The organism is Pseudoalteromonas sp. TP27 (assembly GCF_056470645.1).
Genome location: NZ_JARDAK010000017.1, coordinates 56,526 through 76,518 on the forward strand (window position 1 = coordinate 56,526; position 19,993 = coordinate 76,518).

General features: G+C 39.7%; 17 protein-coding genes. 11 read left to right on the forward strand and 6 right to left on the reverse strand.

Features of this window, described 5'->3' with window-relative positions; translation table 11 throughout:
• Positions 1-133: 133 nt before the first annotated feature.
• The 6 genes from PX700_RS16995 to PX700_RS17020 all read left to right on the forward strand — a co-directional run bounded on the left by PX700_RS16995 (position 134) and on the right by PX700_RS17020 (position 6,558).
• Complete coding sequence (locus PX700_RS16995; RefSeq protein ID WP_479521370.1) at positions 134-1,474, forward strand: sigma-54-dependent transcriptional regulator; 1,341 nt, start codon at positions 134-136, stop codon at positions 1,472-1,474.
• A 14-nt stretch (positions 1,475-1,488) separates the two neighbouring features.
• Positions 1,489-1,698, forward strand: coding sequence for a histidine kinase (locus PX700_RS17000; RefSeq protein ID WP_039485081.1), 210 nt, complete (start codon positions 1,489-1,491; stop codon positions 1,696-1,698).
• Positions 1,699-1,733: 35 nt separating this feature from the next.
• Positions 1,734-3,218: a sensor histidine kinase gene (locus tag PX700_RS17005; protein ID WP_479521371.1), complete on the forward strand. Its 1,485-nt coding sequence runs from the start codon at positions 1,734-1,736 to the stop codon at positions 3,216-3,218.
• Positions 3,219-3,680, forward strand: coding sequence for a response regulator (locus PX700_RS17010; RefSeq protein ID WP_479521372.1), 462 nt, complete (start codon positions 3,219-3,221; stop codon positions 3,678-3,680).
• A 10-nt stretch (positions 3,681-3,690) separates the two neighbouring features.
• Positions 3,691-5,658 carry a response regulator gene (locus PX700_RS17015; protein ID WP_479521373.1) on the forward strand — a complete coding sequence of 656 codons (1,968 nt, stop codon included), beginning with the start codon at positions 3,691-3,693 and terminating at the stop codon, positions 5,656-5,658.
• A 285-nt stretch (positions 5,659-5,943) separates the two neighbouring features.
• A complete protein-coding gene (locus tag PX700_RS17020; RefSeq protein WP_479521374.1) occupies positions 5,944-6,558 on the forward strand; it encodes a fumarylacetoacetate hydrolase family protein in 615 nt (204 codons plus the stop codon).
• Positions 6,559-6,624: 66 nt separating this feature from the next.
• Here PX700_RS17020 and PX700_RS17025 read toward each other — a convergent pair whose 3' ends face one another.
• Complete coding sequence (locus PX700_RS17025; RefSeq protein WP_415636614.1) at positions 6,625-7,677, reverse strand: aldo/keto reductase; 1,053 nt, start codon at positions 7,675-7,677, stop codon at positions 6,625-6,627.
• Positions 7,678-7,695: 18 nt separating this feature from the next.
• Complete coding sequence (locus tag PX700_RS17030) at positions 7,696-8,124, reverse strand: acyl-CoA thioesterase (RefSeq protein ID WP_415636613.1); 429 nt, start codon at positions 8,122-8,124, stop codon at positions 7,696-7,698.
• Positions 8,125-8,289: 165 nt separating this feature from the next.
• Between PX700_RS17030 and PX700_RS17035 the strand changes: the two genes are divergently transcribed.
• The 3 genes from PX700_RS17035 to PX700_RS17045 all read left to right on the forward strand — a co-directional run bounded on the left by PX700_RS17035 (position 8,290) and on the right by PX700_RS17045 (position 11,556).
• A complete protein-coding gene (locus tag PX700_RS17035) occupies positions 8,290-8,466 on the forward strand; it encodes a hypothetical protein (protein WP_479521375.1) in 177 nt (58 codons plus the stop codon).
• A 387-nt stretch (positions 8,467-8,853) separates the two neighbouring features.
• On the forward strand, positions 8,854-9,906 hold the full coding sequence (gene dinB / locus PX700_RS17040; protein ID WP_479521376.1) for a DNA polymerase IV: 1,053 nt from the start codon (positions 8,854-8,856) through the stop codon (positions 9,904-9,906).
• Positions 9,907-10,035: 129 nt separating this feature from the next.
• Positions 10,036-11,556 (forward strand): M17 family metallopeptidase, encoded by a 1,521-nt coding sequence (locus PX700_RS17045; RefSeq protein WP_479521377.1) that lies wholly within the window; start codon positions 10,036-10,038, stop codon positions 11,554-11,556.
• Positions 11,557-11,791: 235 nt separating this feature from the next.
• Here PX700_RS17045 and PX700_RS17050 read toward each other — a convergent pair whose 3' ends face one another.
• Together PX700_RS17050 and PX700_RS17055 are read right to left on the reverse strand one after the other, a co-directional pair.
• Entirely contained in the window at positions 11,792-13,429 is a 1,638-nt protein-coding gene (locus PX700_RS17050) for a methyl-accepting chemotaxis protein (protein WP_479521378.1), read from the reverse strand.
• 144 nt (positions 13,430-13,573) lie between these two features.
• The gene (locus PX700_RS17055; protein WP_479521379.1) at positions 13,574-15,799 is read right to left on the reverse strand and encodes a S9 family peptidase; all 2,226 of its coding nucleotides are present in this window, start codon (positions 15,797-15,799) and stop codon (positions 13,574-13,576) included.
• Positions 15,800-15,910: 111 nt separating this feature from the next.
• On the opposite strand from PX700_RS17055, the gene PX700_RS17060 reads away from it, so the two are divergent.
• On the forward strand, positions 15,911-16,315 hold the full coding sequence (locus tag PX700_RS17060) for an HIT domain-containing protein (protein ID WP_479521380.1): 405 nt from the start codon (positions 15,911-15,913) through the stop codon (positions 16,313-16,315).
• Between the two features lie 41 nt (positions 16,316-16,356).
• On the opposite strand, the gene PX700_RS17065 is transcribed toward PX700_RS17060, so the two are convergent.
• Positions 16,357-18,057: a dipeptidyl-peptidase 3 family protein gene (locus tag PX700_RS17065; protein ID WP_479521381.1), complete on the reverse strand. Its 1,701-nt coding sequence runs from the start codon at positions 18,055-18,057 to the stop codon at positions 16,357-16,359.
• Positions 18,058-18,354: 297 nt separating this feature from the next.
• Between PX700_RS17065 and PX700_RS17070 the strand changes: the two genes are divergently transcribed.
• Positions 18,355-19,194 carry an HDOD domain-containing protein gene (locus PX700_RS17070; RefSeq protein WP_479521382.1) on the forward strand — a complete coding sequence of 280 codons (840 nt, stop codon included), beginning with the start codon at positions 18,355-18,357 and terminating at the stop codon, positions 19,192-19,194.
• Positions 19,195-19,246: 52 nt separating this feature from the next.
• Here the strand turns inward: PX700_RS17070 and PX700_RS17075 are convergent, their stop codons facing one another.
• Positions 19,247-19,924: a FlgO family outer membrane protein gene (locus PX700_RS17075; RefSeq protein WP_415636604.1), complete on the reverse strand. Its 678-nt coding sequence runs from the start codon at positions 19,922-19,924 to the stop codon at positions 19,247-19,249.
• Positions 19,925-19,993: the final 69 nt, after the last annotated feature.

Genomic DNA, 19,993 nt, shown 5'->3' on the forward strand with positions numbered 1-19,993 from the left:
AGCTTACGTAAATATTGAGTTGGTAACATAAATGGTATTGAATCACTTAAATTAACTTAGAAATAGATTCTATACACGCCTTTAAATTAGTATTTATGATGCGTAGAATAACAAAAAAGCATAGGGATTTATCATGTTAGACATACTTTTAGTAGACGATGACGTTGAATTTAGTGACGTTGTTTGCCACATAGTCGAATTCCTCGGCCACAATATAAGCACCGCAACCAGTTTAAAAGAAGCGCATCAATGGTTTGAAAATAATACCTTTGACCATGTGCTGTTAGATTTTATGTTACCAGATGGCAGCGGTCTGCATTTACTCGATCATTTAAAAATGATTGGGCAATCTCCAAAAATTACACTTATTTCGGGCCACCCTTCAGTTAAGGGTATTTTAGCTGAAATGTGTGAGCCAAATGTAGGGCATTTATTAAAGCCATTACAACGCGAAGATTTAGAACTGGTTTTAAATGGCCCTAAAAAAGCAGTTAAAAAAGCAAAGTCGAGTGGTATAACGCGTCACTTTGGTGGCTTAATTGGCGAATCAGAGGTAATGCACAAGCTTTACAACATGATTGAACGCGTTGCTAAAACAAATGCTAACGTGATGCTCATGGGTGAAAGTGGTGCAGGTAAAGAAGTAGTTGCTCAAGCTATCCATAACGCCAGCCAATGTGAAGGCCCGTTAGTGGCGAGTAACTGTGGTGCGCTTTCAAAAGAGTTAATTGGTAGTGAATTATTTGGCCATGAAAAAGGTGCCTTTACCGGTGCTATAGCGCGTAAAGAAGGGGTATTTGAGCAATCAAATAACGGTACTTTATTTTTAGATGAAGTAACCGAAATGCCAATTGATATGCAGCCAAATTTACTGCGAGTGCTTGAAACTAAAAAAGTAACGCGCGTAGGTGGTAACAGAGAAATACCAACAAATTGCCGTGTTATTTCAGCCACTAACCGCTCGCTTACCGATTTAGCGCAAAATAATATTATTCGTGAAGATATTTACTTTAGGCTAGCGGTTTTTCCTATTGATATACCGCCACTTCGCGATAGAAAAGAAGATATTCCTTTATTAGCTAAAGCGTTTTTAGATCAACTTAATGACGAAAATGGCACTGCCTTTAGTTGGACGCCAGCGCAGCTTAAAGAGTTGCAAAGCTATGAATGGCCGGGTAACGTGCGCGAAATTCGCCATGCGATACACCGTGCATTTATTATGAGTGATCCGCAAACTAGCGATATTATTTTGCCTGACAATTTAGAATCGCCGTTTTCGCGTGTTAATAATCAAACTGCAGAAAAGCCAGTATCGGCAGGGCAAACAATTGAAGAAGTTGAAAAAGAACTTATTCATGCAACGCTTGATAAAGTGCAAGGTAATAAAACACTTGCTGCGCAAATGTTAGGTATTAGTACAAAAACACTTTATAACCGCCTTAATGCGTATGGCGGTATTGGCGAATATAAATAGATCTGAGGAAGGGCATGACATCCGATAACCAAACAGAGCAGCTTAATAAATTAGTACACGATGCAAGAGGACCGCTAAATCGTATTTCGATGAATGCCGAGCTTATTAAATTGGTACTTGAAAACGATATGCCAAAAGAAAAAGCGCTAGATGCACTTGATAAAATTATCAATAATTGCCAACAGTGCAGTGAAAGTTTACAAAAAATATCAGACTCTCAATAAATACAGTGTTGTTTAAACACTAACTCGGGAAGCTAATGAACAAGCAAAAACATCAAAGCAAAGCGAATATTACTTGGGCAGCTTTTATAGTTGTTGTGTTGAGTATTATTGTAGGTAACGCATTTTTAGCATTGAACACTATTCAAGGTTTAACGCAAACCCAAAAGAGTTTAGATAACACTAATATGCTGACAACGGCAATTGAGCAACTGCATTTATCAGTAGTTCAGGCTGAGTCTGGTCAACGTGGTTACTTATTAACAGAAGAGGCTGATTATTTAACGCCTTACTATGATGCGATTGGGCAAATACAGGCACAAACAGATCATGTTAAATCGCTCCACTCTGAAATAGATGGCCAAGCAGAGCGTATTGCTCAATTACTAGTGCTTGTAGATAGTAAAATTAAAGAGCTAAAGCAAACTGTAAGCCTAGCATTGGATGACAAAGAACGACGTGCAATTTATGTGTTAAATACACATAAAGGTCGAGAGCTTTATAAACAAATTCGTGAGCACGTAAATGAAATACAAGACCGCGAATTACTTTTTAAAGTGAGCCATTTTTCAAAGTTAGCAAAGATAAAAAATGAGGCTAAAATTACGTTTGCTATAACGGCAATAACAAGTGCACTACTTATTATTGGTATGTTTATTATGACGCGCCTTAATTTAAGAAATTCAGCACAGTATCGTTTTGAGCTTGAAAAACAAAACGAAACACTAGCAACGAAAGTGTCGGAACGTACGCAAGAATTAACGTTGTATTCTGACGAGTTGAGTCGAAGTAACCGAGAGCTTGAAGAGTTTGCTTTTGTGGCGAGCCATGATTTACAAGAACCACTTAGAAAAATTCAAGCCTTTAGCGATCGCCTTGAAACAATGTTTAAAGATGAACTTGGTGAAAAAGGGATTGATTATATTGGCCGTATGAAAAATGCAGCTCAACGTATGTCTAACTTAATAAACGACCTATTAGAGTTTTCGCGTATAGCAACGCGTGGTAAAGACTTTGACGATACAAATTTAAACGAAGTGGTAGCTGATATATTAAGTGATTTAGAAATTGCGATAGATGAGTCTAATACGCAAGTAGATGTAGAAGACTTACCAGTTATTCAGGCTGATAAAAGCCAAATGCAGCAATTGTTTTTAAATTTGTTGTCGAATGCGGTGAAATTTAGACGCCCAGATACAAATCCACATATTAAAATTAGTTACCAGCATGAAAATATATTTAGTGCTGATCACAATACCGAATTAAGTTTTCAAGTTATTACAATAGAAGACAATGGCATTGGTTTTTCACAAGACTACGCCGATAAAATATTTGTACCGTTTCAGCGTTTACATGGCCGCTCAGAGTATAAAGGCACGGGTATTGGCCTTTCTGTATGTAGGCGTATTGTGGAGCGGCATGGCGGAACAATTACAGCCCAAAGTAAAGACGGTGAAGGTGCAACTTTCACCATAAAACTACCTGTGGAAGCTGCGCTTTTCACATTGCAAGGAGAGGCTTAAATGCCCTATACAAAAGTAAAACCGATTACTATTTTAATGGCAGACGATGATGAAGATGATCGTTTGTTAACACAAGATGCCCTTGCCGAAAGCCGTGTACTTAACGAACTTCACTTTGTTGAAGATGGCGTTGAGCTACTTGAATATTTAGAGCGTAGAGGTAAGTTTGAAGACAAAGCAACATCGCCTCGTCCTGGGCTTATATTGCTTGATTTAAATATGCCTAGAATGGATGGTCGTGAAGCGCTTGAAGCAATTAAAGCAAACCCTAACTTAAAGGGTATTCCGGTTGTAATTTTAACTACGTCCAAGCAAGAAGAAGACATGGTTAAAGGGTATAACCTAGGCGCTGCATCTTATATTACAAAACCGGTAACATTTGATGGCCTAGTTGATTTAATGAAAACACTTGGAAAATACTGGGTAGAATTTGTAGAGCTACCGACAACATTTAACGATTAATGGAGATTGTATGTTAGATAAAGTGACTCAGTTGCTGCTTGTAGAAGATGATGAAGATGATTACATACTCACCTGCGACTATCTGGACCAATTGGATTCACACACGTTTAACATTCAATGGATAAGCTCCCCAGAGCAGGCAATTGAAACGCTTAGTAAAAACGAGCATGACATTTGCCTGCTTGATTACCGCTTGGGTGCATCTAATGGTTTAGATGTATTAAAAGAAGCCATTGCTAATGGTTTTAGCGGCCCTATTATTATGCTTACCGGGCAGTCAAACGACGAACTCGATTCGGCGGCACTTGATGCTGGCGCGGTAGATTATTTAATAAAAACAGAAATGAGCTCTAGCCGCTTTGCGCGTGCTATTCGCTATGCTTTGGCGCGTAAAGATGTTGAAGGTGAGCGAGTAGAGCGTTTAAAAGCCGAAGCAGAAAACCGTTCTAAAGACCGCTTTTTAGCGCATTTGAGCCACGAATTACGAACTCCTCTATCGTCTATTTTAGGTTACACCGAACTATTAATGCAGAGCGACTTTAGTCAGCAAGCAGAAAATGAATTAGGTGTAATTTATCGAAACGGTAAACACTTATTGAGCCTATTAAACGATGTGCTCGACTTATCTAAAATAGCCGCCGATAAACTAGAGCTGACCTTGAGCGAAGTTAACCTTGATAGCATGCTTGCCGATGTATACACGTTAATGCGCGTATCGGTGCTCGATAAGGGCCTTACGCTACGCTTTGAATCACATCAGCCATTGCCTTTAGTTGCACGACTTGATGCAACAAGAGTTCGCCAAATTTTAATAAATTTAATAAATAATGCGGTTAAGTTTACCGATAAAGGCGAAATTGTTGTTAATGCGTGGACGCAGTGGGTTGATGACACTGAAATGCTGTTTTTTAGTATTAAAGATTCAGGAATGGGTATAGCCCCTGAAAAACAAGAACTGATATTTAAACCGTTTGAGCAAATAGCTGATGTAGAATCGCGCTCTGTAGGTGGTGCTGGCTTAGGTTTGGCAATATGTGCTGAATTGTTAGCGCGTATGCGCGGTGATATTAGTTTGCACTCTGAAGTTGGTAAAGGCTCTACGTTTACTATTTCGGTTTACCCAGGTGATATTAGTGAAGTAGAGCGCCAAGTACTTAACTTTAGCAGTGCGCCGCAACTACAAAGTAAACTGGCTCCTTGTAAAGTACACGGAAGAGTATTGGTTGTTGATGACTTGCGCGACTTACGCATGCTAGTTGGTCATATGATCAGTACCTGTGGCGCGCGAGTAGACTACGCAGAGCATGGCCAACAAGCACTTGAAAAAGTACGCATAGCAGATGCGTATAAAGCGCCTTATGATATTATTTTTATTGATATTCATATGCCTGTAATGGGCGGCAAGGAAGCTACCATAGAGCTTAGAAAAATGGGCTACAAAGGCCCAATAATTGCGCTCACTGCTGCTACTATGAAAGGAATACATGAAGAACTTGCTGCGCTTGGCTTTAATGATGTAATACCAAAACCGGTTGATAGCACTGCTTTGTATCAATGTTTGCAAGATTATTTGGTAGCGCCAGAACATGCTCCTCAAGCCAAAGATATAAATAGTAGTTCGGACTTAACAGAGAAAAAACAGCGCTTTTTACTTGTAGAAGATGACCACGATGCAGCGCAAATTACACAGCTACTTTTAGAAAGCCTAGGCGTTGAAACAGTCATTGCGTCTAGCTGCGCACAATGTTTGCAAATACTTAATCACGACCAGCAATTTAATAAGGTATTGTTAGACATGCATTTACCCGATGGGCGTGGCATTGATTTAGGCCAGCAAATTAACGACCGTTATCCTGAGTTACGTTTAGTGATTGTAAGTGGAGCAGAGCCAGACCCAAGAGAAATAAAAGATTTAAATATTGACCGAGTTTTACTTAAACCTATTAATTTGAGCTTGTTAGAAACACTTATTAGCTAGGGCCTGTTTATCTTTCGAGGTTGAATTTACAGCAGTATGTTTGGTATTTAGGCAAGGCAGAGCCTGTGTAGTGTGGTTACTCCCCATAAATAGGCGATAACGTAGCACAAATGCCAAACATGCGCTGCCCGAAGGGTTCTGCCCAGGGACTATTTACTCTTTGTTGCTCGGTTTTTACTTAGCCCACTAGGTTACAAACCTCGCGCCGCGATTAAATCGCCCCTAGATTGAACAAATTTCAATCCTGAAAGGTCAACAGGCCCTATTAACTGAGACATTACTTATATGCATTCAATAAAGTTAGTATCTGAGAAATTAACACCATCAAAAGTAGTGTGTGTTGGCCGTAACTATACCGCACACATTGCAGAGCTAAATAACGAAACGCCAGATCAAATGGTTTTATTTAATAAGCCAAATAGCGCAATTACTAATACGTTATTTGCAGTTCACAACGGTGATACGCTGCATTATGAAACAGAATTATGTTTTGTCATTAAAAATAAAAAATTTGTAGGTGTTGGACTCGGCCTCGACTTAACAAAGCGTACTGTGCAAAGTAAATTAAAAAATAAGGGGCTACCTTGGGAGCGGGCTAAAGCGTTCGACGGGTCTGTTATTTTAAGTGACTTTGTTGAATTAACAGATGCAATGCAGCACTTTACCTTTGAACTTAAAATTAATAATGAAGTGATTCAGCGAGGCGATACTCATTTTATGCTGCACAACCCTGACTCAATTTTACAAGAAATTAGTGAATTTATGAGCCTAGAAGACGGTGACGTAGTAATGACCGGCACACCGTCGGGCGTAGGTGAAGTAACGGCTAAAAGTACTTTTGCTGTTGCGCTTTATGCTAACGATCAGTGTTTGCTTGAGCATCAGTGGATCGTGAGCTAAAGAGACGGTTAAACAGACACTTAAACAGGCAATTAAATGTGATTTAATTGCCTGTTTAAGTTTATATTAATAGGGCATTGGATGGTTTCTAAAAATAGCATCAATACTTGTCAGTATTTCATTGTTTAGCGTTATATCAAATGCATCAATATCTTCTTTTAATTGTGCCATAGAGGTTGCGCCAATAATTGAAGATGTAACACCATCAACTTGGTTACACCATGCTAGCGCAAGCTGCGCTGGGGTAATATTATTTGCATGAGCCAGCTCAACATATTGCTTAGTTGCTTGTTCTGCATTGGGTGTATCTCTAAAAATACCGTTGCGCTGCATGAAGGTCCATCGAGAGCCTTCAGGGCGAGCACCATTTAAGTATTTACCCGTTAATAAACCGGCAGCCAGAGGCGACCATGGTAAGTAGGCAATCTCTTCATGAACACATTGCTCTATTAAATATGGCCAATCTTTAGCATGCGCTAGGCTAAATTCGTTTTGAATAGACACCATACGCGGTAAGTTATGCTCTTTAGCTAAACTTAAAAACTGGCTGATACCCCATGGCGTGTCGTCAGATAAACCGCAGTGCTTAATTTTTCCTGCTTTTACACATTCATTAAGGCCTTCTAGAATATCGAGCATACTAGCTTGCTGCTCTTGTGTATTTACGTCGGTAAATTTAAGCGTGCCAGGCCACTGCCTACCAAAATGTGGTGTTGAACGGTTTGGCCAATGTAACTGATATAAATCGATGTAGTCGGTTTGAAGGCGCTTGAGTGAATCGTCCACGGCTTCTATTACTGTTTGGCGAGTAATATTGCCACCATCACGTACCCACGATAAGCCATTGCCTGCAATTTTTGTAGCAAGTACTACATCGCCGCGTTTTTGTTTATTACGCGATAGCCAATCGCCAATAATTTCCTCTGTTTTACCATAGGTCTCTGGAGAAGGAGGCACAGCATACATTTCGGCTGTATCAATAAAGTTTACGCCTTGCTCTAGCGCGTAGGCTATTTGCTCATCCGCATCGCTTTGAGTGTTTTGTTTGCCCCAAGTCATACTGCCTAGGCACACTCTAGATACGTCTACACCACTGCTACCTAGTGGGCTGTATTTCATAAAAATTCCTTAGCTAAATTAGTGTTGAGCGTGGCTAGTTAAAGCCGATAAAAGAGGCTCAGAAATCGTAGCTTTTTGCCCTGTTGTAAAATCAAACATGACAACTTTAGAAGTACCCGTTGTTGTTATAGCCTTTTGAACATGGCTGTAAACGGTGTAATTCATGGTGAAGCGGTCTGTTTTTATATCAGTAATAGTAACGCCGACTGTAAGCGTATCTGGGAATGTAACTGGGCGTTTATAACGAATGTTATTTTCGCTAATTACTGGGCCCACACCATTAGGGCTTATTGTGTCGAACAGATTTATTTTATTTAAAAAGTCGATTCGGGCTATTTCAAAGTAACGTAAATACACTACATTATTTACGTGTTGCAGTGCATCCATATCAGCCCATGCTACGGTGATGTCGGTATGAATAGGGTGCTGATCTTTAAACGTTTGCATTATGTATTGGCCCTTAATTTTAAAGTACTTAGATTATCAATATGGTGTTATGAGCTCAAGGTAATTAGAGTATGTTTTTTTGTAAGATGATTGTACCTATTTAATTTTAGGTCTACAGTTAAGTGGCACTGTAAAAACACACAAGACAAAAACACAGAGGTATGTATGCAAAATATAATTAATTGGTTTTTAGCTTGTTTGGTTTTTATAGCTTCTTTTACCTGTCACGCAATGGGTAACGAATCAGGCGCTATTATTTTAATGTTAGCGGGGTTTTTTTTCGAGGTTATGTTTTGGTTGCGCGGTTATAAAGAGTCAGAAGACAATAAACACTTTTTTTAATCGTTAACTAGGGCCTGTTGACCTTTCAGGATTAAAATTTGTTCAATCTAGGGGCTATTTAATCGCGGCGCGAGGTTTGTGACCTAGTGGGCTAAGTAAAAACCGAGCAAAGCTTCCGCGTCCTGCTCACGCCCCTTACCTACATCCATGTAGGCAACAAAGAGTAAATTGCCCCTAGGCAGAACCCTTCGGGCAGCGTATGTTTGGCATTTGTGCTACGTTATCGCCTATTTATGGGGAATAACCACACTACATAGGCTCTGCCTTGCCTAAATACCAAACATACTGCTGCAAATTTAACCTCGAAAGATAAACAGGCCCTAGGCTTGCTTATCACAATTGATTCTATAATAATGACTGTATAAATAACCAGTCGTTATAGTGGTGATGAAAAAGTTTATTCACATAGACATGGATTGCTTTTACGCAGCAGTAGAAATGCGAGATAACCCAAAACTTGCACATGTACCGCTTGCTATTGGAGGCAATAGCCGACGAGGCGTGCTCTCAACTGCTAACTATATAGCGAGAGAGTATGGCGTGCGCTCGGCTATGTCGAACTATCATGCTAAACAATTATGCCCCGATTTAGTTATTGTTCCTGGGCGCATGGCTGTATACAAAGAAGCTTCAAACCAGATACGCGAAGTATTTAACCGCTACACAGACTTAGTTGAACCTCTTTCTTTAGACGAAGCCTACCTTGATGTAACAGACAGTAGTGCTTGTAAAGGCAGTGCAACGCTTATAGCACAGCAAATAAGAGCGGATATTTACACTGCCACAGGGCTTACTGCATCGGCAGGTATTGCACCTATTAAGTTTATTGCCAAAATAGCCAGTGACGAAAAAAAACCGAATGGTCAATTTGTAGTTTTGCCTCACGAGGTCGATGACTTTTTGGCGCAATTACCGCTGGGTAAAATTCCGGGTGTAGGCAAAGTAACGCTCGAAAAACTCAATTTAAAAGGGCTATATACCGGCAAAGATGTACGCGAAAAAGGCGTAAATTGGATGCAGCAACATGTAGGCAATTTTGGCGTGTCGCTTTATCAAAAGTGTGCAGGTGAGTATGTTGGTAAAGTATCAACAGATCGCATAAGAAAATCACTGAGTGTTGAACATACCTACGAATACAATAAAACAAGTTTGCAAGAGTGCTTAGATGAGCTTCCAAAACTGTTAGACGAATTAGTTTTAAGGCTTAATAAGCAACAATTACAAAACCGTATAAATAAACTGAGTGTTAAAGTGAAGTTTGCAAATTTTGTAGTAACCTCAGCCGACCAAGCATATCACGAGCTAAATACTGAAATACTTGTTCAACTACTTACCAAAGCTTATCAACGAGGTCTACAACAGCCTGTTCGGTTGCTTGGTATAGGCGTTGGCATTAAAAACGAGCCAGCACAAAACTTCCAACTGAGTATTCTTGATTAAGCTGTAAAGCCTGTAACTCCAAGTTGCCATTTATTGGCAACTTGTATAATTAGCTCATCGCACCTAGCTGGTCTTCAATATTTAAATCGACGATAATAGGGGCTTATGTTTTCTAACAGGACCTTATTTATGGCATACCCTCAAGCGGTTAGTGCAAGCCTTGAATGCACATCTCATGATGCGCTTATTATTATTAGTGATGACTTTTCTCAATTACCACACAATTCATTACGTGACGCTATTTTAGCGCAGGCAAAAGTTGATTCTCGCATTGGTAAGCAAGTTACTTTATTAGTGATTGAAAACAAGCGCGTTGTACTTGCGCCAACCGGTCCGTTAAATAGAGATTACGACGACGTTCGTCGCTATTTTGATGCAGCTAAACTAGCAATTAACGAAGCAAAAGCATCGGGCAGTGTTAATCCTGCATTATTGTTACCAAATTTAAATGGCGATAGCCGTTACCAACATGCGCTAGAAGTTGCTTATTTAGGTGCTTGCCAGGCATTATGGCAGCCATTAGAGGCGCGTGAATATCACGGCGAAGGTATTGAGCCTATTCCTCAAATTGGCTTAATGGGTGCAAACGAGCAAACAATTAAAGCAGTTAATGCCATTGCGGCAGGGCAGTATGCAGCACGTGATTTATGTGGCACTGAACCTGAGCGTATGGCTCCACCGCGTTTTGCTGATTACTGCGTTGATTTATTTAAAGGCTCAAGCATTGCAGTTGACGTAATTGATGATATTGCAGCTATTGATAAAAACTACCCAATGTTAAGTACGGTTGCTCGTGCATCATACGCAGTTGAGCGCCATCACCCACGTGTTGTTAAGCTTGAATATGTACCTGAGGGTGAAATTACTCGCACACTTATGTTTGTAGGTAAGGGCCTTGTATACGATACCGGCGGTGCAGATCTAAAAGTAGGTGGCCATATGGCAGGTATGAGTCGCGATAAAGGCGGCGCAGCTTCTGTTGCGGGCTTTATGAAAGCCGTTGCGGATTATCAGCCTAAAGGCGTTAAGGTGGTATCGTACTTAGCTGTTGTTCGTAACTCTATTGGTTCGGATTGTTTTGTGCCAGATGAAATTATTACTAGCCGCGAAGGTGTACGTGTACGCATTGGTAATACCGATGCAGAAGGGCGTTTAGCAATGGGCGATCTACTTAGCGAAATGAAAGATTTAGCTAAAACTGAGGTTAATCCAACGTTATTTACTGTTGCTACATTAACGGGTCACGCAGCTCGTGCAATGGGCCCTTACGGTGCGTATGTTGAAAATGGCCCAGCTCGAAGCGCTGGTGTATCTCGTCAGATTGCTGACCTTGGAGATTTGTGGGCTGATGGCGCAGAAGTATCGCGTTCACGTCGTGAAGATTACGACTTTATCAAACCACGCACGCTAGCTGACGATGTACTCTCGAGCAATAACGCAGCATCGGCTGTTACCGCTCGTGGTCATCAGTTCCCAATGGCATTTATGGCTATTGTTGGTGGGCTTGATAAACACGGTAACGACTCTGCACAGCCTTTGCCTTATGTGCATATGGACATTGCGGGTAGCGGTGTTGAAGGTGGTGATTGGCAGCACGGTAAGCCAACTGCCGCATCAGTAACGAGCTTGTTTGCACGTTACTGTATGTAATACCAATCCGCAATAATACTTAATCATTTTTCGGGGCTAAACGTGTCGCTATCTGTGTTAAAAAATTCTCATTTAGAACAACTAAATAGCAAATTTTTTGCCTAGCTATCAACACGTTTTTCCATCCTAAAAATAGATCACTTAATTAAGCGAAATGGTATAAGCTAAAAACGCATATGTAATAAAAAGCCCTGTTAATTCAGGGCTTTTGCATTTCATGATAACGGTATCGCTATCAATCTAATTTAAAGCGATTAACTACGCTCGAAAGCCCTTGGCTACTTTGCTTAAGGTTATCGCTGGCATTTGTAAGCTGTTTAGTATTATTAAGTGACTGCTCTGTTGAGTGTGATAGCTCGTTAATACGTAAATTAACTTCATCCGCGGCTTGAGTTTGCTGCTCTGTGGCACGTGCAATTTGGCTGTTCATTTCGGTAATAATTGAAACAAGTCGTTCTATTTCATTAAGTGAAGTATTGGCAGACGACGCCTGTTCTACGGTGGAAACCGAAAGTGCTTGGCTTGATTTAACTGCCTCAACAGCTGCCTTTGCACCTTCTTGCAGTTTAGTGATCATGGTTTGAATTTCGTCTGTACTTTGCCCCGTACGACTCGCTAATGTACGTACTTCATCTGCAACAACAGCAAATCCTCTGCCATGCTCCCCGGCGCGAGCAGCCTCAATGGCAGCGTTTAATGCCAGTAAGTTTGTTTGTTCCGATATACTTCTTATTACATCAAGTACAGAGCCTATATTATGACTCTCGTTGGCCAAATCAGCAGTTACACGGCTGACTGTTTCTATGTTGTTTGAAAGTGTTTCTATGGCTGTTATTGTTTGCGCCACCACATTTTTACCCGTTGATGCGTTTTGTGCTGCATCTTTAGCCGCTTGTTCTGCGGCTTCGGCGTTGCGGCTCACATCATGTATTTGGTGAGTCATTTGCTCCATGGCAGCTGCAACTTGGGTTGAGCTATCGTTTTGAAGCTCAATAAAAGAAATACTTGTTTTACTTGATTCGTCAACGGTTTGTGCATGCTTGCTTACGCCGTTTGCGCTTTGTGATACATGAACAAGTGACTCTCGTATTTTTAAAACAAACAAATTAAATGAGCGCGATAGTTCAGATATTTCATCGTTACCGGATTCATTTAATGTACGGGTTAAGTCGCCTTCGCCTTGAGAAATGTCCTTCATCATATCGGCTGCTAAGCGAGTAGGTATTAAAATACTTTTACCTATAAAGTAACTAAGTAAAATAACAGCAATAATCATAATTATTGCACTGACTATAATTAGGTTACGTTGTTGGCTAAATGCCTCGTCAATTGAATCAAGGTATACACCCGAGCCAATAATCCATTGCCATTGACTAAACCCTTTAACAAAAGCAACTTTCTCTACAGGTTGGTCTTTACCTGGCTTTGGCCACTTATAAGGTATAAACCCTTCACCATCACGCTTAACTATATTAACCATCTCTACAAAGAGCGCTTTGCCATCTGGATCTTTATTATTACTTAAATCTTTATTATCAAGAGCAGGTTTAATCGGATGCATTATCATTGTAGGCTGATAATCATTTATCCAAAAATAATTAGTATTGTCATAGCGCAGTGCTTTTATTGTTTCAAGAGCTTGCGTTTTAGCTTGCTGCTGGGTGAGTGAGTTATTTTGTTCAAGGTCATGAAAGTGCTCAATGATGCTGTGAGCAGTTTCTACTACATTTTGTGTTTTAAGGTACTGCTCGTTTTTAAGGGCATTATATTGGTTAGTTAGGCTGGATATACTCAGCACTATTAGCCCAAGCACTACAATGGCTATTAACAGTGAGAAACGTTGAAATATACTAAAGCTACGTAAACTAGGCATACATTCATCCTTAAAAATTGTGCGCTTTTGCGCATTGAATAAGCGTAGCTAAAAAGCGAGTTTAATCTAGGCTTAACAACCATTAATGCAAAAAAAAGGCTGATTTATCAATCAGCCTTTAGTCTACTTTTTAAACTTGCTTAACTATTTAACATCAAAGTGACGATTAAAGAAATTAGTAATTGTTTGATGCAAGTGCGTTTGCACTTGTTTACCACGTAGGCTGTGCTTAGAGCCCGGGTAGGTCATCATTTCAAACTGTTTTTCGTTATCTTGTAGTTGTTTAAACAATTTAGTTGAATGCGTAAACAATACGTTGTCGTCGGCCATTCCATGATAAATCATTAATGGACCTTTTAAGCCATCTGCATATGGAAATACTGCGCTGTCTTCGTAGCCTTTAGCGTTTGTATTAGGATGACCTAAATAGCGCTCAGTGTAATGCGTATCGTATAGAGCCCAATCGGTTACTGGAGCACCCGATACGCCTGCTTGAAAGTAATCGCCCGCTTTAAACATAGTCATAAGCGCCATGTAGCCGCCGTAGCTGTGGCCATAAACACCGATGCGTTGTGGGTCTACGTAATCAAGTGTGCGTAAAAACTCTACGCCTTTAATTTGATCGGCAACTTCCACTACACCTAAGTGTTTATAAATAGCATCTTCAAACTTTTTACCACGGTTGTACGAACCACGGTTATCGAGTTGAAAAATTACGTAACCTTGTTGCGCCATGTATTGAAAATACAAGTTTTTGCTGCGCCAGCTATTCGTTACTCGCTGAGCATGCGGGCCGCCGTACACATTAACAATAACAGGATGCTTTTTGCCATCGGTTACGTTACTTGGCTTAAATAAACGGTAATGCATAACTTGGCCATCTTCGGCTTTAATTGTGCCGTATTCTGGTTTTGTTAAATCGCTTAAATAAGGGGTAAGCGGGTGGTTACTATCTAGCTTGTTTTCTTCAAGCCATGTAATAAATTCGCCGTTTACTTTACGAAGCGCTGCTGAGTTTGGTGTGTTATCAGATGAGCTATTGTCGATAAAGGTTTTGCTGTCTTTTGCTAGCACAACATTATGGTACTGACCTTTTTCGGTGATACGTTTAGCATCGCCTTTTTTAAATAAAGACGCGCTGTATAAATGGCTCTCAAGAGGAGTGTCTTTTCGACCGGCAAAGTAAACAATGCCTTTTTTCTCATCAATACCTTTTAAGCTATCAACAGCCCAATCGCCAGAAGTAATTTGGCGAACAAGTTGACCGTTTGTGCGATACAGATATAAGTGTTTAAAACCATCGCGCTCAGATGCCCATACAAAGTGCTTTTTGTCTTTTAAAAACTCAAGATCAAAATGCAGGTTAATCCACGTTTCGCTGTTTTCGGTTAATGCTACTTTTTGTGCTTTAGTTTCGCTGTTATAAAAACGCAGCTCTAATTTATGTTGCGAGCGATTTTGCCATTGGTACGACAATGTATTGCCGTCTTTCAGCCATTTAGCACGCGCTATATAAATGTCTTCATCTTTACCTAAATCAATCCAATCTACTTTTTGATCGTTAAGTTTAACAACACCGAGTTGAATTTTAACGTTGTCGGTACCTGTAAATGGGTAGCGTTGGTTAAATAACTTAACTTCATCAGCGTAAATTTCGTTACGGATAGCTTCTTTTACTGGTGTTTCGTCAACACGGGTATAGGCAATTTTAGTTTCATCCCCTGACCACCAGTAACCCGTCATGCGGCTCATTTCTTCTTGAGCAACAAACTCGGCCATACCGTTTTTAATTACGCCACCGCCATCTTTACTAAGCTGAATCTCTTTACCTGATTCAAGCTCTAAAGCGAATAGATTTTGCTCACGAATAAACGATACGTAGTTACCTTTAGGTGAAAAGCGTGCATCGGTTTCAAATGTTTCAGTGTCGGTTAGTTTTTTACTTTTAGCAGAGGCTAAATCATAATAGTAAAGGTCGCCGTTAAGTGGGAATAAAAGTGCTTTACCGTCTTTAGACCATTTGTACTCAAGTATGCCTTTACCAAAAATACGTTGGCGTTCGCGGCGGGCTTTTTCTTCATCTGATAGGTTTTCTGGGCCTGAAAATAACTTTGCCGAATCAACTAGCACACGGTTGGTGTTATCTTTTAAATTGTATTCCCATAAATCATAGCGGTTGTAGTCATCGCTTTTACCTTGCAGGTAAGTTACACGGCTGCCATCAGGCGAAAATTTAAGTTGTACAGGCGATTTACCTGACAGGCTTGGATCGTCAAAAATACGTTCCAACGATAAAGGTTTTGCTTGAACACTAATAGCGCCAACCATTAACGGTAGGGCTAGTGAGAGGTGTTTTATTTTTTTTAGCACAAGGTTGCCTTAGCTTATTATAAATATTACTTTGATGTTAAAGCCAAGCGTGTGCAACTGCAACTAAATGCTATAAAGTGGCGATTATTAAAGACAAAGTAGGACATAACAATGACGAACTCTAAATTTGAACTCGCACCACAACTTAAACGTGACTGTATAGAACTTGCCGACTGGCCACTGTGTAAAGTGCTCTTATTGAACGACAGCCAATATCCGTGGTTTGTATTAGTGCCAAGGCAGGCTAACTTAAGAGAGATAATTGATTTATCTGAGGATGATCAAATAGTTTATTTAAAAGAGTCAGCCAAATTAAGTAAGTTATTAATGGATGTGTTTAGCCCGGATAAGTTAAATGTAGCGGCTTTAGGTAATATGGTACCGCAATTACATATTCATCATATTGCACGCTTTACGAGTGATGCAGCTTGGCCTGCGCCAATTTGGGGTAAGCACCCAGCTGTGCCGTATACAGATGTACAAATTACAGAGTTAAAAAAAGCGCTGCAGTTTTAAGCTGCAACGCTTTTTTAGGGTTTAACTAAGTTTAACTAAACTTATTTAAGCCCTAGTACTTCCCTACCTTGCTTAAACGTAACATCTACAGGGATATTTGCTTTGCTTAGTTTTTCTAAGTCTTCAGCAAGTTCTTCTTTAATATCGCCATGCGTTGCAATTAGTTGATCTACTTTTTCGTAATCGCCATCCCCTTGTAAGGTTAGGATTAAGCGAGAAAGTTTTGCCATCGCTAAGCTCATTTTTTCCATATTTACACTGTATAAACCCGCTTCATTTTTAGAAAAAGCGCCTTCTTGTGCAAAAAAGTTAAAACGGATCATATTTGCTTTACCATGCGCGCTTGAAGCACCAAAACGTACTGAGCGGAATATACCGGCCATAAACGTCGTGTAGTAATCTTCAAGTGTGCCTTCAGTGATCTCGCCTTTTTTAAGCAATTGCTCAACCATGTACAGGCCTAAAATGTCGGCTTTACCTTCTTCAAGCGCACTCGCGTGCTCTTGTAATGATTGACGAACAGTCCCTTTACCCGTAAGGGTGTTTTTAATACCTAAACCGTGCGCTACTTCGTGGAACATAGTGTTGGCAAAAAAGGCATCAAAAGTAATGTGTTTACGCTGCTCAGGTACAATTAACTGCTCTGAAATTGGCACTAAAATTTTGTCAAACTTAGCACGCATTGCATTTTTAAGTTGCAGACGACGTGTGCCTTTTTCTAGCTGTACTTGCTCATCGTTTGGCAAGTTAATTGCGATTGTTTTACTACCCGCGTTTGAATGCCCTGCGTAGTAAACAACGTCATATGCATTTAGGTCGGCGTCAGAGCCTGGTACTTCTTGTTTGTATTTAGCATCAACAGGTAAATCTTTTTGAAGCTCAGGTAAAAATGCTGCAAACTTAGCTAAACGTTCACTCCATTTTAAATCTTTAATAAGTACGTAAGACTCATAAGCAGCACGGTAACCAAATAATTGATCTTCATAGGTCTCAATTGGACCAATAACCACATCTACTGGGTTGTTCTTCATGTCCATCCAAGCAAAGTCAGAAACTTGGAAGTCATCTTTTTGTAGAGCGTCAGCACGCAGGTTTAGATAATTAGCAAACTCTTTATCATCAGCAAGTTTACTTGCTTCACGTAAAAGGTCAGCGGCTTGTGCAAGCTCAGCAGCATACTCTTTTGAATATGGCACGCTATAAAGCTTACCTTGCTCATCACGCTTAATTACAGAGTAAAGCCCTGTTTTGTCTTCAACATCTGCATTGTTTAACTCTTCTTTAGTTATATCAGCAGGGTAAAACTGTGCGCCAAGAGGCTTTTCTTTATAGCTAGATAAAAACGCTTCATCGCCATTTAAACGATCCCATGGACCGTAGTTAATATCGGCAAATTTACGTACTTTTTCGTCACCTAACTTTGCTAAAAAAGCATCTTTATTCTCACCAAAAGATTGCTTCCAAAATAACTCGTCCATTATTTTTGAAGCATCAATAAGCTTTACTACCATCGCTTTTTGGTTATCACTCAAATGCGAAAGGTCAGCCTCTAGGCTAAAGTCGGTATAAATATCTAAACGTTGATTATCTGTATTAACAAGCTTAGGGCCTGATTGTGCACTGCTTTTTTGAGCAAGCTCTACGGCTGTGTTGTCGGTAGAAGACGGCGCTTGTTCAGAACATGCACTAAGAAAAACGACACCAGAGAGCATAATTGCTTGGCTAATTTTATTTAAGTTCATTATATTGCCTGTGAAAAAGTAAGTTTAATAATTTGTACAGCTTTAAGTTAAATACTAAAACATGTACAAACGCTTCCTTATTGTGTGTGCATTAAAGCAAAACTAAATGGTAAATAGCAAGTATTTGGCGTTGTAAGGCATTCTGATGCGGCAAAGAAAGATAAATAAAAATAAACTTCTATAATTTTCTTAACTTTATCGGTAAGTTAGATAATACTAATTATATTGCTAATACAAAAATTAACTGCTTGAGTTTGCAGTTACTTTACAGGCTGAACACAAAAGGATGGCGGCTTTATGTCTACAGAAAACGCTTTATTAACAATTCTAGTCGATAGAATAAATAACGATACTCTCGTTTTACCAACGCTACCTGAAGCAGCGATTAAGGTTCGCCAAGCTGCTGATAACTCTGATGTGAATTTAATGCAAATGTCAGATGTGATTTCACAAGACCCTGCGCTTTCAGCTCGTATGATTAAAGTAGCTAATAGTGCGATTATGGGGCGTTCTGTAAAAGTATCTAATTTACAGCAAGCAGTTACTCGTATTGGACTACGGCAAATTAAAAATATTGCGACGGCTATGGCTATGGAGCAATTATTTGTATCACACAATGAGCTGATTAAAGGCTATATGGGTAAGGCGTGGCAAAAAACATTAACGGTTGCTAGCCATTCAATAACACTCATGGAGTTTTACTTAAAAAATAATAAACATACTTCATTAAACCGTGATTCAATTACATTAGCTGCGCTTGTTTATAATATTGGTGTTTTACCAATTTTAACTGAAGCAGAGCGTCATCCTGAAATCTTTGCAAATCCAAGCTTTTTAGCTCACGCAATTCAAAAACTTAGTGGAAAAATTGGCTCATCAATTATGCAAGCTTGGGAATTTCCTAAAGAGTTTGTAGATGTAGCTTTAAGCTGGGCAGATCCAAGTTACAAACCTGATAAGGTTAGTTACGTAGACTTTATTAGGGTAGGGGCTATTTTAGAGGGAACGTTACAAGTTTCTGATAAATCGGCAACGCTGCAAACATATATAGATAAAGGTGTAATACCGTCTATGCAATTATTCACCAGTGATGAATACAACGAGATGCTAACTGATGTAAAAGAGATGTTTAGGTAAGCGCACTTCTTTTTCGCAAAAAAAGGGTTAACTTGCATTAACCCCCTTTTTTTTACTGAATTGCGTCTAATACTATTCCATCCATTCTGCGAGTTGGGTACAAAGACTCAACTACAAAACTCGGTATGAATCCCTTAGCCGATGACACTACTACTTTAGATTTTGCACCAATGATACGGGCATTTACAATAACACCACGATTAGTGTAGGTGAGTGTGCCAGTTAGGGTGTATTCAATATGTGGATAGCCTTTAATATTTTTACCATTACGGCTGAAAGAAAAATCTCCCAGAGGCGTCACGTGTACTGTGCCTGTGTGTTTATAATCAACAACAGATAAACCAAACTCTTGTAATTCAGTTATAAAGCTTTCAGCTAAATGATTACCAAAAATATTAGTTGTTTGAAGGTTATCGTCTAAATTTACAAACGAGGTGATAGCGATAGGCGTACCACTATTTATGTAATTCATATTCTCAATTAGCTTCATTGCTAATTGCTCAGTGTAATTACTTAGTAACTTACTGCTGTTAATTGGGCGGTAATTATTTTCAGGGAACTGCCAGTTACTTACGCGAGGCTGATTATTTTCTGCATAGCGATTGTGAGCGTTATTATAGCCAATATTATTATGTGGTGCGTGCCCATTATAGATCGGGTGAGTAGAGCACGCCGAAAGCGACAGTGTAAAAAGTGCAGATAAAGTAAGAGATATCTTTTTTGATAACATGTTTTCTTCCTGAAACATAAGAGGATTTAATAAATACTCTCACTTATCGACACACTTTTTGATTACTTT